Raw genomic sequence first — 12,122 nt, forward strand, 5'->3', positions numbered from 1 at the left:
AATAGGCAGGCGATGTTAATCCCGGGTTTACGCTGGTGGCCGCGGTCACTTGGGCTGTCGGTCGAGGACCGCGAGGATATCGAGCGTTGCCTGATCGCCCTTGCCCGAAAAATACCGGGCGAGCGCCTGGTCGAAAACGGGTTCGTCGGACGCCGCGTCGAACAGCGTCATCGACGAGCGGAATTTGGCATCATCGGGCGCGCCGAGGATCGCGTTGATGGTCCGGCCTTCGACGGCAAGCACGAGGCGGGTGCATTCGATCAGGCGCGGACCGAGGATGGGGTGGGCGAGATAGGCCTTGGCCTCCGCGCGGGAGGCGATGGCGTAGCGCTGCGACATGGCGCTGAAGCCGAGGCCGGCGACCTGCGGGAAGACGAACCACATCCAGTGGCTCTGCTTTCGGCCCCGGGTCAGCTCCCCCTGAACGTCGCCATAGACCGGGTCCTGGGCCCGGACAAAGCGTTCTAGATCGAACGGATCGGTCACAAGATACCTTGGGATACCCCGGAATGGCTTGCCGGAGCCTTGCCAGACGCCTGCCGGCCCCGATTATGCCTAACTTTTGGCTCCCAATGTGGTAGCTGGTATAGAGTCTCCGGGTGGGGGTGGGTCCCCCCGGGGGTCGATTTTGGGGAGCTGATGGTTTCCGACCGGGCACAAGCCGAGAGGCTATTGTCGCGCCGCCGTATTGGGCGAGCCGAGACGATATTGCTGTCTCTGGCCGCCGTCGCGCTGGCACTAGGCGCTGCCGCCTGGGTCGCGGATATCGGCGCTCCGGCCTCGCTGGTCACCGCCGCACTGCCGCCGGCCAATGCGCCTTCGTTCGATGATCGTTTCGCTTCGGCGTCCGGCAATCCGCCCGCCCGCGAGCTTGGGCTGCGGACGCTGGAGCGCTCCGCGGTGAGTGCAGTCCAGCTCAAATTGCGCGACGCCAAGGCGATGCTCGCCCAGAAGCTCCAGGGCGATGACTGGCGCTCCACTCTGACCGACGACGACCGGCATATGTCCGAGGAGACGAGACAATCGCAGCGTGCTGACGCCATCCCGATGCCGCGCTCGCGCCCGCCCCAGGCCGACATCTCCGCCCAGATCGCCTCGAGCCAGGCTTATGCGGAGACCAACCCCCGGGTCGACAACCGCAACTTCTTCGAAAAATTCACCGACAAGATCAGGCTGGCCTCGCTGACGCCTGACAGCGGCCTGTTCGGCAAGGCGCCGGATCTCGCCGCGCTCGGTTACGATTCGCGCACCGCGGTCTACGACATCTCGGCCAAGGCGCTTTACCTGCCGAGCGGCCTCGCGCTGGAAGCGCATTCCGGCATGGGCGCGCTGATGGACGACCCGGAGCACGTCGACCAGCGCATGGTTGGCGCGACCCCGCCCGCGACCTACGACCTGAAGCCCCGCGAAAAACTGTTTCACGGCGTCCGCGCACTGCGCTTGACTCCCACCGAGGGCACCAGCGCGCTCGGCCGCGTCGGCCTGCTCACCCACAATTACATGCTCGGGCCCCGTGGCGACTCCAACGGCTGCGTGTCGATCAAGGACTACGATCGTTTTATGAAGGCCTACGATAACGGTGAGTTCAACCGTCTGGTCGTGGTGCCGAAGTTGAGCCCATCGGCGACCGCCTCGCAGCGCGCGAGCACCGAGTCCTGATATCTGCTCCTGATATTTGCCTGCCACGGCGGGGCTGCCGTTTTCCCTTCGTTAAGCCGTCATCGTGCAGAAGCAGCCCATGAGTGATCCGCAAAGTGAGTGATCCGCAAAGTTCCGAGACCCCGCTGCGCACGACGTTCAAGATCAAGCTGAACGGCGACACGCTGGCGATTGCGACCGTCGGCCAGGCCTATCAATTCCTCACCAATTTCAAATCGGTCGAGTGGATGGAATTCCGCTCCTTGCATGAAGATGCGGTCGCAGCGCTCGAAGGCGCCGCCGAGAACGCCATGCTCGTGGTGCAGGCGACCAACGCCGTGCGCGCGCTGTTCGTGAGCGCCAAGCTGCTCTGAGAGTGACGCGGTAGATATTTGGGGGATCCCGGGATTGCGCTGCGCTCCATCCGGGCTACCGCTCACAACTTGAACTCCGCTATAGGAACGGCAATAGCTCGCGAAGATCGCGCTCAAGCCGAGACGTTGAAACATAGTTCAGGGAGAGACCATCATGAAACGCCGTACGTTCCTCAAGGGCGGCGCCATGGCCGGCGCGACGACGCTGGTTGCCGCACCTGCGATCGCGCAAGGCGCGCCCGAGATCAAATGGCGCCTGACCTCCAGCTTCCCGAAATCGCTGGACACCATCTACGGCACTGCGCAGACCTTTGCGAAATATGTTGCCGAGGCCACCGATAACAAATTCCAGATCCAGACCTTTGCGGCCGGCGAGCTCGTCCCGGGCCTGCAGGCGCTCGATGCCGTCAGCACAGCCTCTGTCGACATGGCTCAGACCCCGCTCTATTTCTACATCGGCAAGGAGCCGGCGCTGGCCTACGCGACCGGCGCGCCGTTCGGCATGAACCATCGTCATCAGGAGTCCTGGTGGCATTTCGGCGGCGGCGCCGACCTCACCAACGAGGCGCTGAAGCCATTCAAGGCGCACGCCATCCTATGCGGCAATTCCGGCACCCAGATGGGCGGCTGGTTCCGCAAGGAGATCAAGACGGTCGACGATCTCAAGGGTCTCAAATTCCGCATCGCCGGCATGGGCGGTCATGTGCTGGCGCGGCTCGGCGTGGTCCCGCAACAGATCGCGGGCGGCGACATTTATCCGGCGCTGGAAAAGGGCACCATCGACGCGGTCGAATTCGTCGGACCCTATGACGACGAAAAGCTCGGCTTCCAGAAGGTCGCAAAATACTACTACTTCCCCGGCTGGTGGGAAGGCGGCGCCATGCTGCACATGATCGTCAACGACGAGAAGTGGGCGTCGCTGCCGAAGCAGTACCAGGCGATCGTCAACCAGGCCGCGTCGGCCGCGGGCGCCTGGATGCTCGAGAAATACGACAGCGTGAATCCGGCAGCGCTGAAGCGGCTGATCGCCAATGGCGCGGAGCTGAAGGCGTTTCCGCAGCCGGTGCTGGAGGCCTGCTACGCCGCGACCCAGGAGCATCTGAACGAGCTCGCCACCAAGAGCGACCTGTTCAAGCGCACCAAGGAAAGCCACGACGCCTATATGAAGGAGCTGCTGTTCTACACGCAGATCGCGGAGAATTTTTACGATAATTATCTGCTCGGCAAGATGCGCAACAAGACCTGATCGCGCAAACTCCCGTAGGGTTGGCAAAGGCGCACTTGCGCCGTGCCCACCACTGCTTGCATGACTCGCCATGGTGGGCACGCTTCGCTTTGCCCACCCTACAGCATCTATCGTGCGGTGAATTAAGCCGCGCCCAGACCCAGCTTCTCGTAAATGCGCCTTGCATAGGCGCCGAACGCGTCCGTCGTCTTGAGCGGCAGAGCCCGCGGGAAGGGCAGGTCGATCGGAAAATAATCGGCCATCTTTGCCGGGCCGGCGGTCAGCACGGCGCAGTGCGAGGACAGGAACACGGCTTCCTGAATCGAGTGCGTGATGAAGATGATGGTCTTGCCGCTCTCGCGCCAGATCCGCAGCATCTCCAGATTCATCTGCTCGCGCGTCAGCGCGTCCAGCGCGCCGAACGGCTCGTCCATCAGGATCAGTTTCGGGTCGTGAATGAAGGCGCGCGCGATCGCGGTACGCTGCTGCATGCCGCCGGACAGCTCTCGCGGATATTTCTGCTCGTAGCCGGCAAGACCCACCAGATTGAGCAGATCGCGCGCCCGCTCGCGCGCGGCCCTCATGGGAAGGCCGACGATCTCCGCCGGCAGCAACACATTGTCCAGGATCGTCCGCCATTTCAGCAGCAGCGCCTGCTGGAATACCATGCCGATGTCGCGGGTCGGATCGAACGGGCTTTTGGCATTGCCGATCTTCACCGTGCCGCCGTCGGCGCCGTGCAGGCCGGCCAAGATCTTCATCACTGTGGTCTTGCCGCAGCCGGACGGGCCGACCAGCGAGACAAGCTCACCCTCCTGCACGTCCATGGTGACGTCGGACACCGCCAGGAATTCGGCGCCGCCGCTACGATAGATCTTGCGGACGCCTTGCAGGCTGATGAAGGGGTTTGAGCTCATGCCAGCCATTTGTTCAAGTTTGCGGCCACGAAGGCGTCGTCGCTGAGATCTGAATGCTCGCGAGTGACGCGGTCGATCTCGTCCTTCTGGCCGGGACTCATGCCCTCGTTCGGATCGAGGCACCACAAGCCCTGCATCAGGCCCTGCCGTCGCAGCACCTCATGGCAGCCGGCGATGCAACCGTGAAAATCGTTGGCGACGTCGAAGAAGGCGCTGTTGCAATCGGTGACGCGGGCATCGAGCGCGAGCAAATCGGCCGGGACGCTGTCCTTGTGCCGTGCCGCCTTGCAGCGCTCGAATTGCTTGATCGCGCTCGCCGTCCAGACCGACCAATGGCCGAGCAGACCCCCCTTGAAGTAGGTCCGCGTGGTGATGCCGTTGTCGCGGAGGTCGAACGGCAGCATCAAATCGAGCAGGATGTGGTCGTCATTGCCGGTATAGAGCGCAACGCGGTCGAGCGCGCCAGCCGCCGCGACGCCGCGCAGAACATCAAGGGTCCTGTAGCGGTTGAACGGCGCGATCTTGATCGCGATGACATTGTCGATCGCGGCAAAGCGCTGCCAGAACCGGCTCGACAGGACCACGCCGCCGACTGCCGGCTGGAGATAGAAGCCGACCAGCGGAATCTCGGCCGCGACCGCTGTGCAATGCGCGATGATTTCGTCTTCGGAGGCGCTCTTCATCGCAGCGAGACTGAGGAGCCCTGCGTGGTAGCCGATGTCGCGCGCGGTGAGGGCTTCAGCGGTGGCCTGCTGGGTCGGGCCGGCAAGGCCCGCGACCAGCGCCAGCGGACGCTTGGTCCAGTCCGCCGCCGTCTCGGCAGCGAGCTCCAGCACGGGACGATAGAGGCCGACATCGCGGATCGCAAACTGCGTGGTGTGCACGCCGACAGCAAGGCCGCCGGAGCCGGCGTCGATGTAATAGCGCGTCAGCGCGCGCTGATGCGTTTTGTCGAGCTGGCGTTCGGCGGTGAGCGCGAGGGGATGCGCTGGCAGCACGGTGCCGTCGGCGATCAGCTTGCGGATATCGCTGTTGATCTGACTGTGGTGCATGATGTCCTATCCGAATTCAGGGCCGGCGACGGCGAATGGCATGTCCTCACCCGCGGCTGTGGCGGGGCCGAACCGCATGCGCTGGAACGGCCGTTCGATGCTCCAGCCCGACGCGGTCAATCCGTCAGGGAACGCGGCTTGCGACGCGACAGCGTCGAGCAGCAGCGGCCCGGTTTCCGATCGTGCGATGGCATCCACCAGGGTCAGCGCTGCTGCCGTGTTGTCGGCAAATAGCGGGCCGATATGGCGCGCGGTGCGTCCGTCGCGAACCAGCGCGATGGCTCCGTTCGCGGAGACGATGCGTGAGCCGGGACGCCGAGCGAAGTTGGAGAGCAGGGCGGTTCGATCGAAACCAGTGGCGCGCCGGTCACGCATGCGGAGCGCGTCGAGCGTCGCGGATGAAGGTGCCTGCCCGGACATTGACGCGGGTTTCACCAGTTTGAGGCGGCGCAATTGCAGGGTCGGCGTGAACCCGAGCGGCCCATAGACGGCAGCACCATCCGGCGTTGCGTCAAGCCAGCTCGTCAGGCCGTTCCTGCGGGCGGTTTCCAGGCAGGCATCGACGAGGCGCGTTGCAAGGCCGCGGCGGCGATGGGTGCCTGATACCAGCACCATGCTGATCCAGGCATTTTTGCTGGAGTAGGGCAGCAGGGCCGCGGTTGCCACCAGCCGTCTGCCGTCACGGATGCCGAACACGATTCCATCGTGCAGGAAGATGCGCCAGTCCTCCTCGGTCTGGTTCCAGCGTGCTTCCGTCGACAGCACGAGCCCGGCGATCGCATCGTCGACGCCGAGCTTAATGATGGCCGGCTCGTCAGTAGCGTCCATCGCGCACCTCGTATTTGGTGGGCTTGCCGAGGCTCGGCATGGCGCGGGACACCCAATCCGCGGTCCAGGCGATCAGCTGCTCGGTGTCGACGACCGGCAGGCCGAACAGCTCGACGGCCTTGGACGTGTCCGTCAGCCACGCCGTCGGCTGTTCGTTTCCTGTCAGCACCGGCGCGCGGCCGAACCTGGCGCCGAATCGTGCTGCGAGGTCGCGTACCGCCAAGATCTCGTGGCCGCTGACATTGATCGGCGAGGTCGGCGTCGTGCAATGCGCGAGACAGCGCAGCGCCTGGGACGAGGCATCGCCCTGCCAGATGAAATTGACATGGCCGATGCTGACGTCGATCGGCGTGCCCGTGAGCACTTTCGATGCGATGTCGTGGAGCACGCCATAGCGCATGTCGATCGCGTAGTTGAGGCGGAACAGCCGCCCGGGCGTTCCGAATTTGCGCGAAAAAAACTCGAACATGCGCTCGCGGCCGACGCAGGATTGGGCGTATTCGCCGGGCGGGTTCGGCGCCATGTCCTCGCGCGAGCCTTTGCCGTCGACGGGGACGAAGGGATAGATGCAGCCGGTCGAGAACGCCACGATCCGCGACGAGGGGAAGGCCTGCGCGACCAGCGCCGGCACGTGCGCATTCATCGCCCAGGTCAGCGACAGATCGCCCTCCGCGCCGAATTTGCGGCCGGCCATGAAGACGATATTGGGCGCCTTCGGCAGCGTCTGAATCGCGGTCTCGTCGATCAGGTCGCAATTGATGGTCTCGACGCCACGCCCGTGCAGCCAGTCCTTGACGCCGGCGTCGCTGAAGCGGGCGACGCCAATGACGCGGCGATCGGGCGCTGCGGCTTTGGCAAGCCCCGCCAGCGTCGGCCCCATCTTGCCGGCGACGCCAAGGATCATGATGTCGCCCTCGACCCTGGCGAGGTCGTCGATCAATGCCTGGGTCGGCCGGCACAGGAGATCGTCGAGCGCAGCGATATCAGGGATGGTCTTCGGCAGTGTCTGGCGGGTCAGGAGCATGGTTGTGGTCCCTGGTCTTGGCTTTGCCGTTCAAGTCGGTGTTGCGTCGCCGACCACGAACATGCGTTCGAGGACGAGCACGAAGCCGTAAAGCGCGACGCCGAGCAGCGTCAGCAGCACGACGGCCATCACCATCGCGGGCGTGTCGAGCGACGACTGGACCTGGATCATGAGGTAGCCGAGCCCGCGCTCGGAGGCGATGAACTCGCCGACGATGGCGCCGGCGACCGCGAGGATGGCGCCGACCTTCATGCCGGAGAAGATGTAAGGCAGCGATCCCGGCAGCTGGATCTTGCGGAACAGCGTCCAGCGCGAGCCGCGCAGCGATTTGACCAGGTCGAGCAGATCCGGCTCGACCTCGCGCAAGCCCCGCGCGGTGGTGAGCAGGATCGGAAAGAAACAGATGCTGAAGGCGATCAGGATGTTCGGCACGATGCCGTAGGAGAACCAGACGATGAGGAGCGGGCCGAGCGCGACCTTCGGGATCATGTTCAGCGTCACGAACAGCGGCAGCAGCACGAGGCTGATCAGCGGCGCCCAGCTGAAGATGACGGCCAGCGCCACGCCGACGAAGGCGCCGAGCGCAAAGCCGCCGAGTATCTCGATCGCCGTCACCAGCGTATTGGCGCCCCAGGCGTAGCTCGCGGTGCCCAGCGTCTGGATTGTCGCGAGCGGCGAGGGCAGGATGAACTTCGGCACGTGGAAGGCATCGACCAGGACCTGCCAGAGCACGAGCACGGCGAGGTGCACGATCAGGACGATCGCAAAGCTGCGCGTATTGCGGGCGCCGTCTCCTGCCACCAGTTGCTCCCTGTTGCCAGCGGCCACCTTGCCGCTGGTCGCAAGCCTAACCGGCATCGAGGGAAGTTTCAACCAGTTGGTTGATTACGGCCGGAGCGAATGCAGCACGAGATCGGCGACGTGCCGACGGCGGGCGCGGCGCGCGGCCCGGCTCGACAGGTCCTTGCCGAAGATCGCCGAGAGCGTCGGTGTGTTGGAGAGATAAAAGTAGCTGAGGCCCGCGATGGAGATATAGAGCTGGATCGGGTCGATTCCCTTGCGGAACATGCCGGCGCGGACGCCCTCGTGAAGGATGTGGGACACGCTCTTCACCAGCGGTGAATGCATCGCCTCCAGCCGCGTCGAGCCGCGGACGTGGCGGGCACCGCCGCGGTTCTCGTCGTTCAGAAGCACGATGAAATCGGGGTTTGTCGCCAGGTAATCGAACGAGGCTTCGATCAGTTTCCGGATCGCCTTTTCCGGCGGCAGGCCTTCGAGATTGAGCTGGCGTTCCTGCTCGCGGATATCGGCGTAAACCCATTCGAGCACGGCGAGATAGAGCGCGTCCTTGTCGCCGAAATAATGGTAGACGAGCTGCTTGTTGACGCCGGCGCGCTCCGCGATCTCGTCGACGCGGGCGCCGGCAAAGCCGTGCCGGGCGAACTCCTCGCGCGCCGCGGTGAGCAGCTTCTTGCGTGTGGCGACCGGGTCGCGCCGCTGCGGCACGGTGTCGCCTGAACGTTTTGCGGGCATTTCCAACCAAACAGTTGACAAGTTGAGGGCGGCCTTGTTGCATTGGTATCCTCACAGGGGGAGAGCGACAAGCCGGGTCGCGGGCAACGAGGAGAGATGCGATGAAGCGTTTGCAGGCGGCGGGCTCGGCCCTGGCTGTGGCCCTGATGCTCGGATCACCAGTCGTGCCCGCGACCGCGGGCGAAGCGGTCAATCTGATCCTGAACTGGGCGCCGACGGCCGATCACTCGCCCTATTATTACGCCAAGGCGCAAGGCTGGTACGAGAAGGCGGGCATCGATCTGACCATCGAGGTCGGCAAGGGCTCCGGCGTCTCCGCCGCAAAGGTCGGCTCCGGTGGCTCGCCCTTCGGCGTCGCCGATCTCGCCACCATGCTGGTGGCGAAGAGCAAGGGCGCTGACGCTGTTGCCGTAATGAGCGTCTACGCCAACACCGGCCAGACCTTCTACTGGCTCAAGAGCTACGGCGTGAACGGGGTGAAGGATTTTGCCGGCCACAAGATCGGCAATCCGCCCGGGGACGCCTCGCGCGTGATGTGGCCGGCTTTCGCCAAGGCTGCAGGGCTTGCACCCGACTCTGTCGGCTTCGTCAATGTCGGGCCGACCGCGAAGATCGCCGCGCTGAAGAGCCATACCGTCGACATCATCAGCGACTTCTACAACGAGCACGATTTGAAGGTGATCGAGTTCGGAAGCGATCTCGGCTACGTCAACTGGAAGGACATCGGGCTCAACCCTTACGGCAATTCGCTGATCGTGAACGGCGGCTATCTGCAGAAGAATCCCAAGCTGGTCGAGGAGTTCGTGCGCGTCACGCAAAAGGCCTTTGCGACCTGCGTCGCCGACGCCGCACCCTGCCTGAAGGCGTTGCTCGACCAGGTCTCCGGTCTCGACAAGGAGAACCAGGAGCGCCAGTGGGAGCGCATCAAGTTTTTGATGACGGATGAGTTCACCACGACGAAGGCGCTCGGCTGGATCGACGGCGAGCGGATGAAGAAGGACTACGAACTGGTCCAGACCTATCTCGGCATGGAAAAGCCGTTCGACGTCACGACGGCGTTCACGACCAAGATGCTCGATCCCGCCGTCAAGATGGATGCGAGCAAGGTGAAGAAGTAGGGGGCGAAGAGCCGTCGCGCCGCCCCACACACCGGTGTCATGCCCCGCGAAAGCGGGGCATCCAGTACGCCGCGGCCCGTCGATTGACCCACAACCGTCTCGGAGTACTGGATCGCCCGCTTTCGCGGGCGAGGACAGTTGGGACGGGCACGTAACCCACGGAGAAATTAACCGGCCATTAACCATATCGGCGGCATCGTTAACCATTCAATAACAGGGAACGAGTCGGCCGCTATGGAGGCTGCAGTAAAACCTCAACGCCAAATGGTTCGCCTGCGCGGGCGCTCCTATGTGGCCTTCGTGTTCGTGCCGACGGTTCCCATCCAGGACTGGCTGCAGGAGATCGACACCACCATCGCGCGCTCGCCGGGCTTCTTTGCCGGCCGCCCCGTGGTGATCGACCTGTCCTCGGTCGATCTCAGCCAGTCCGGCATCGGGCATCTGCTCACCAGCCTTCAGGACCGCAACATTCGCGTGCTCGGGATCGAGGGCGTGGAGGAGGGCCGGTTGACCCCCATGATGCCGCCGCTGCTTTCGGGCGGGCGGAGCTGCGTCATCGAACCGAGCGCTCCCAAGAAGGTTGAGGCGAAGGTCGAGACCAAGCCGACCTCCTTGCTGCTCGAAAGCCCCGTTCGGTCGGGCCAGACTGTGATCTTCCCCGAAGGCGACGTCACCATTCTCGGCTCGGTCGGCTCCGGCGCCGAAGTCGTCGCCGGCGGCTCCATCCACATCTACGGCGCGCTACGCGGCCGCGCCATGGCGGGCGTGAACGGTCACACGAGCGCACGCATCTATTGTCAGAAGATCGAGGCCGAACTGCTTGCAATCGATGGCTTTTACCAGACCGCCGACGATATCGACGCGGCCCTGCGCGGCAAGCCGGCTCAGGCCTGGCTCCAGGGCAACACCATGCGAATTACTGCGCTGAACTGACCAGAAGGAGATTTCAGAGATGGCCAAGGTACTGGTCGTGACGTCAGGCAAGGGGGGCGTCGGCAAGACCACGACGACCGCCGCACTGGGGGCTGCGCTCGCGCAACGCGGCGAAAAGGTCGTGGTTGTCGATTTCGACGTCGGCTTGCGCAACCTTGACCTCGTGATGGGAGCCGAACGCCGCGTCGTGTTCGACCTCATCAACGTGGTGCAGGGCGTCGCAAAGCTGCCGCAGGCCCTGATCAAGGACAAGCGGTTGGAGAACCTCTGGCTGCTGCCGGCCTCGCAAACCCGCGACAAGGACGCGCTGACCGAAGAGGGCGTGGGCAAGGTCATCGATGATCTGCGCAGCCGTTTCGACTGGGTGATCTGCGACAGCCCGGCCGGCATCGAACGCGGCGCCTCCATGGCGATGCGCTTTGCCGACGAAGCCGTGATCGTCACCAATCCCGAAGTCTCCTCGGTGCGCGATTCCGATCGCATCATCGGCATGCTCGATTCGAAGACGGTGCGGGCCGAGAAGGGCGAGCGGGTCGAGAAGCACATTCTCATTACCCGCTATGATCCCTCGCGCGCGGCGCGCGGCGAGATGCTGACCATCGAGGACATTCTCGAAATTCTTGCAACACCCTTGCTCGGCATCATCCCGGAGAGCCAGGACGTGCTGCGCGCCTCCAACGTCGGCACGCCCGTGACGCTGTCGAACGCGGAAGGCGCACCGGCGCGGGCCTATATCGACGCCGCCCGCCGGCTGTGCGGCGACACCGTGCCGATGCAGGTGCCGACCGAGCGCAAGGGCTTCATGGACCGCCTGCTGCGACGGAGGGCCGCATGAGCATGGGTCTGCTTCGGCTTCTCCGCGGCAACAAGGCCTCTGCACCCGTCGCGCGCGAACGGTTGCAGATCCTGCTTGCCCATGAACGCGGACTGCGCGGCCAGCCCGACCTGCTCGGTGTGCTGCGTGAGGAAATCCTCGCGGTCGTTTCCAGGCACGTCACGCTGGACCCGACCAAGGTCATCGTCCGGCTCGATCGCGGCGACGAGGTCTCGACCCTCGAGGTCGATATCGAGGTGCCCAACGATTTCGAGCGCAAGCGCGCGGCGGCCGGCTAGGGACCTCGGCCGCGACGCTTCAAATTTGGGGTGGGTGAAAAGGCGGTCCGCTGGGCATAGCGGGCCGCCTTTTGCGCGCCGACGGGAACGCTGCGGAACGAGGTCAGGGCTCAATCGTTGTGAAAACCCGCGGCGGCGCGATGCACCGCGGTTTCGTCAAACGGGAGAACGCCCATGATGACCGAGGTCCAGGTCCACACCGTCGCGCGCCAGATGCTGGAACAGCATGGTTTTGCTGCGATCGCGAAGGCCGCCGAACAGGCCAGGGCTTGTGAGGACCGCGGCGAGGGCGATGAGGCCAAAGAGTGGCGTCACATCGCCGACGCGATGAAGATCATCCGCGGTCCGCACCAGAGCTGACACCCTC

15 protein-coding genes are annotated in these 12,122 nt (G+C 64.4%); 8 read left to right on the forward strand and 7 right to left on the reverse strand.

The features are described from left to right. Positions 1 to 45: 45 nt before the first annotated feature. A complete protein-coding gene (locus AC0L3A_RS04555) occupies positions 46 to 486 on the reverse strand; it encodes a DUF1810 domain-containing protein (RefSeq protein WP_473253695.1) in 441 nt (146 codons plus the stop codon). Positions 487 to 708: 222 nt separating this feature from the next. Here AC0L3A_RS04555 and AC0L3A_RS04560 point away from each other — a divergent pair, with 222 nt between their 5' ends. From AC0L3A_RS04560 to AC0L3A_RS04570, 3 genes are all read left to right on the forward strand, one after another. Continuing rightward, positions 709 to 1,659: a DUF2778 domain-containing protein gene (locus AC0L3A_RS04560; RefSeq protein ID WP_219683901.1), complete on the forward strand. Its 951-nt coding sequence runs from the start codon at positions 709 to 711 to the stop codon at positions 1,657 to 1,659. Between the two features lie 95 nt (positions 1,660 to 1,754). Then, a complete protein-coding gene (locus tag AC0L3A_RS04565) occupies positions 1,755 to 2,012 on the forward strand; it encodes a hypothetical protein (protein WP_007609546.1) in 258 nt (85 codons plus the stop codon). Positions 2,013 to 2,166: 154 nt separating this feature from the next. After that, positions 2,167 to 3,258, forward strand: coding sequence for a TRAP transporter substrate-binding protein (locus AC0L3A_RS04570; RefSeq protein ID WP_219683902.1), 1,092 nt, complete (start codon positions 2,167 to 2,169; stop codon positions 3,256 to 3,258). 122 nt (positions 3,259 to 3,380) lie between these two features. Here AC0L3A_RS04570 and AC0L3A_RS04575 read toward each other — a convergent pair whose 3' ends face one another. From AC0L3A_RS04575 to AC0L3A_RS04600, 6 genes are all read right to left on the reverse strand, one after another. Continuing rightward, positions 3,381 to 4,163: an ABC transporter ATP-binding protein gene (locus AC0L3A_RS04575; protein ID WP_473253696.1), complete on the reverse strand. Its 783-nt coding sequence runs from the start codon at positions 4,161 to 4,163 to the stop codon at positions 3,381 to 3,383. Continuing rightward, positions 4,151 to 5,206, reverse strand: a complete 1,056-nt coding sequence (locus AC0L3A_RS04580) for a dihydrodipicolinate synthase family protein (RefSeq protein ID WP_473253697.1) — start codon at positions 5,204 to 5,206, stop codon at positions 4,151 to 4,153. The genes AC0L3A_RS04575 and AC0L3A_RS04580 overlap by 13 nt, the downstream gene beginning before the upstream one ends. Positions 5,207 to 5,212: 6 nt before the next feature. After that, positions 5,213 to 6,034: a GNAT family N-acetyltransferase gene (locus AC0L3A_RS04585; RefSeq protein ID WP_473253698.1), complete on the reverse strand. Its 822-nt coding sequence runs from the start codon at positions 6,032 to 6,034 to the stop codon at positions 5,213 to 5,215. After that, on the reverse strand, positions 6,021 to 7,058 hold the full coding sequence (locus tag AC0L3A_RS04590; RefSeq protein WP_473253699.1) for an NAD-dependent epimerase/dehydratase family protein: 1,038 nt from the start codon (positions 7,056 to 7,058) through the stop codon (positions 6,021 to 6,023). The genes AC0L3A_RS04585 and AC0L3A_RS04590 overlap by 14 nt, the downstream gene beginning before the upstream one ends. A 30-nt stretch (positions 7,059 to 7,088) precedes the next feature. After that, positions 7,089 to 7,859, reverse strand: coding sequence for an ABC transporter permease (locus tag AC0L3A_RS04595; RefSeq protein WP_473253796.1), 771 nt, complete (start codon positions 7,857 to 7,859; stop codon positions 7,089 to 7,091). Between the two features lie 84 nt (positions 7,860 to 7,943). Then, positions 7,944 to 8,591 carry a TetR/AcrR family transcriptional regulator gene (locus AC0L3A_RS04600; RefSeq protein ID WP_007591743.1) on the reverse strand — a complete coding sequence of 216 codons (648 nt, stop codon included), beginning with the start codon at positions 8,589 to 8,591 and terminating at the stop codon, positions 7,944 to 7,946. 101 nt (positions 8,592 to 8,692) lie between these two features. On the opposite strand from AC0L3A_RS04600, the gene AC0L3A_RS04605 reads away from it, so the two are divergent. From AC0L3A_RS04605 to AC0L3A_RS04625, 5 genes are all read left to right on the forward strand, one after another. After that, positions 8,693 to 9,709 (forward strand): ABC transporter substrate-binding protein, encoded by a 1,017-nt coding sequence (locus AC0L3A_RS04605; protein WP_007591742.1) that lies wholly within the window; start codon positions 8,693 to 8,695, stop codon positions 9,707 to 9,709. Positions 9,710 to 9,943: 234 nt separating this feature from the next. Further along, complete coding sequence (gene minC / locus AC0L3A_RS04610; RefSeq protein WP_007591741.1) at positions 9,944 to 10,642, forward strand: septum site-determining protein MinC; 699 nt, start codon at positions 9,944 to 9,946, stop codon at positions 10,640 to 10,642. 19 nt (positions 10,643 to 10,661) lie between these two features. Further along, positions 10,662 to 11,477 carry a septum site-determining protein MinD gene (minD, locus tag AC0L3A_RS04615; RefSeq protein WP_007591740.1) on the forward strand — a complete coding sequence of 272 codons (816 nt, stop codon included), beginning with the start codon at positions 10,662 to 10,664 and terminating at the stop codon, positions 11,475 to 11,477. Further along, the gene (minE, locus tag AC0L3A_RS04620; protein ID WP_007591739.1) at positions 11,474 to 11,755 is read left to right on the forward strand and encodes a cell division topological specificity factor MinE; all 282 of its coding nucleotides are present in this window, start codon (positions 11,474 to 11,476) and stop codon (positions 11,753 to 11,755) included. The genes minD and minE overlap by 4 nt, the downstream gene beginning before the upstream one ends. 174 nt (positions 11,756 to 11,929) lie before the next feature. Beyond that, positions 11,930 to 12,115: a hypothetical protein gene (locus AC0L3A_RS04625; RefSeq protein ID WP_007591738.1), complete on the forward strand. Its 186-nt coding sequence runs from the start codon at positions 11,930 to 11,932 to the stop codon at positions 12,113 to 12,115. Positions 12,116 to 12,122 lie beyond the last annotated feature (7 nt).

It is taken from the genome of Bradyrhizobium sp. MI1.3, from assembly GCF_055811695.1.

Coding starts and splice junctions, on each gene's coding strand:
- AC0L3A_RS04600 (WP_007591743.1), bottom strand. CDS start 8,591: ATGCCCGCAAAACGTTCAGGCGACACCGTGCCGCAGCGGCGCGACCCG.
- AC0L3A_RS04580 (WP_473253697.1), bottom strand. CDS start 5,206: ATGCACCACAGTCAGATCAACAGCGATATCCGCAAGCTGATCGCCGAC.
- AC0L3A_RS04575 (WP_473253696.1), bottom strand. CDS start 4,163: ATGGCTGGCATGAGCTCAAACCCCTTCATCAGCCTGCAAGGCGTCCGC.
- AC0L3A_RS04585 (WP_473253698.1), bottom strand. CDS start 6,034: ATGGACGCTACTGACGAGCCGGCCATCATTAAGCTCGGCGTCGACGAT.
- AC0L3A_RS04590 (WP_473253699.1), bottom strand. CDS start 7,058: ATGCTCCTGACCCGCCAGACACTGCCGAAGACCATCCCTGATATCGCT.
- minE (WP_007591739.1), top strand. CDS start 11,474: ATGAGCATGGGTCTGCTTCGGCTTCTCCGCGGCAACAAGGCCTCTGCA.
- AC0L3A_RS04605 (WP_007591742.1), top strand. CDS start 8,693: ATGAAGCGTTTGCAGGCGGCGGGCTCGGCCCTGGCTGTGGCCCTGATG.
- minD (WP_007591740.1), top strand. CDS start 10,662: ATGGCCAAGGTACTGGTCGTGACGTCAGGCAAGGGGGGCGTCGGCAAG.
- AC0L3A_RS04625 (WP_007591738.1), top strand. CDS start 11,930: ATGATGACCGAGGTCCAGGTCCACACCGTCGCGCGCCAGATGCTGGAA.
- minC (WP_007591741.1), top strand. CDS start 9,944: ATGGAGGCTGCAGTAAAACCTCAACGCCAAATGGTTCGCCTGCGCGGG.
- AC0L3A_RS04570 (WP_219683902.1), top strand. CDS start 2,167: ATGAAACGCCGTACGTTCCTCAAGGGCGGCGCCATGGCCGGCGCGACG.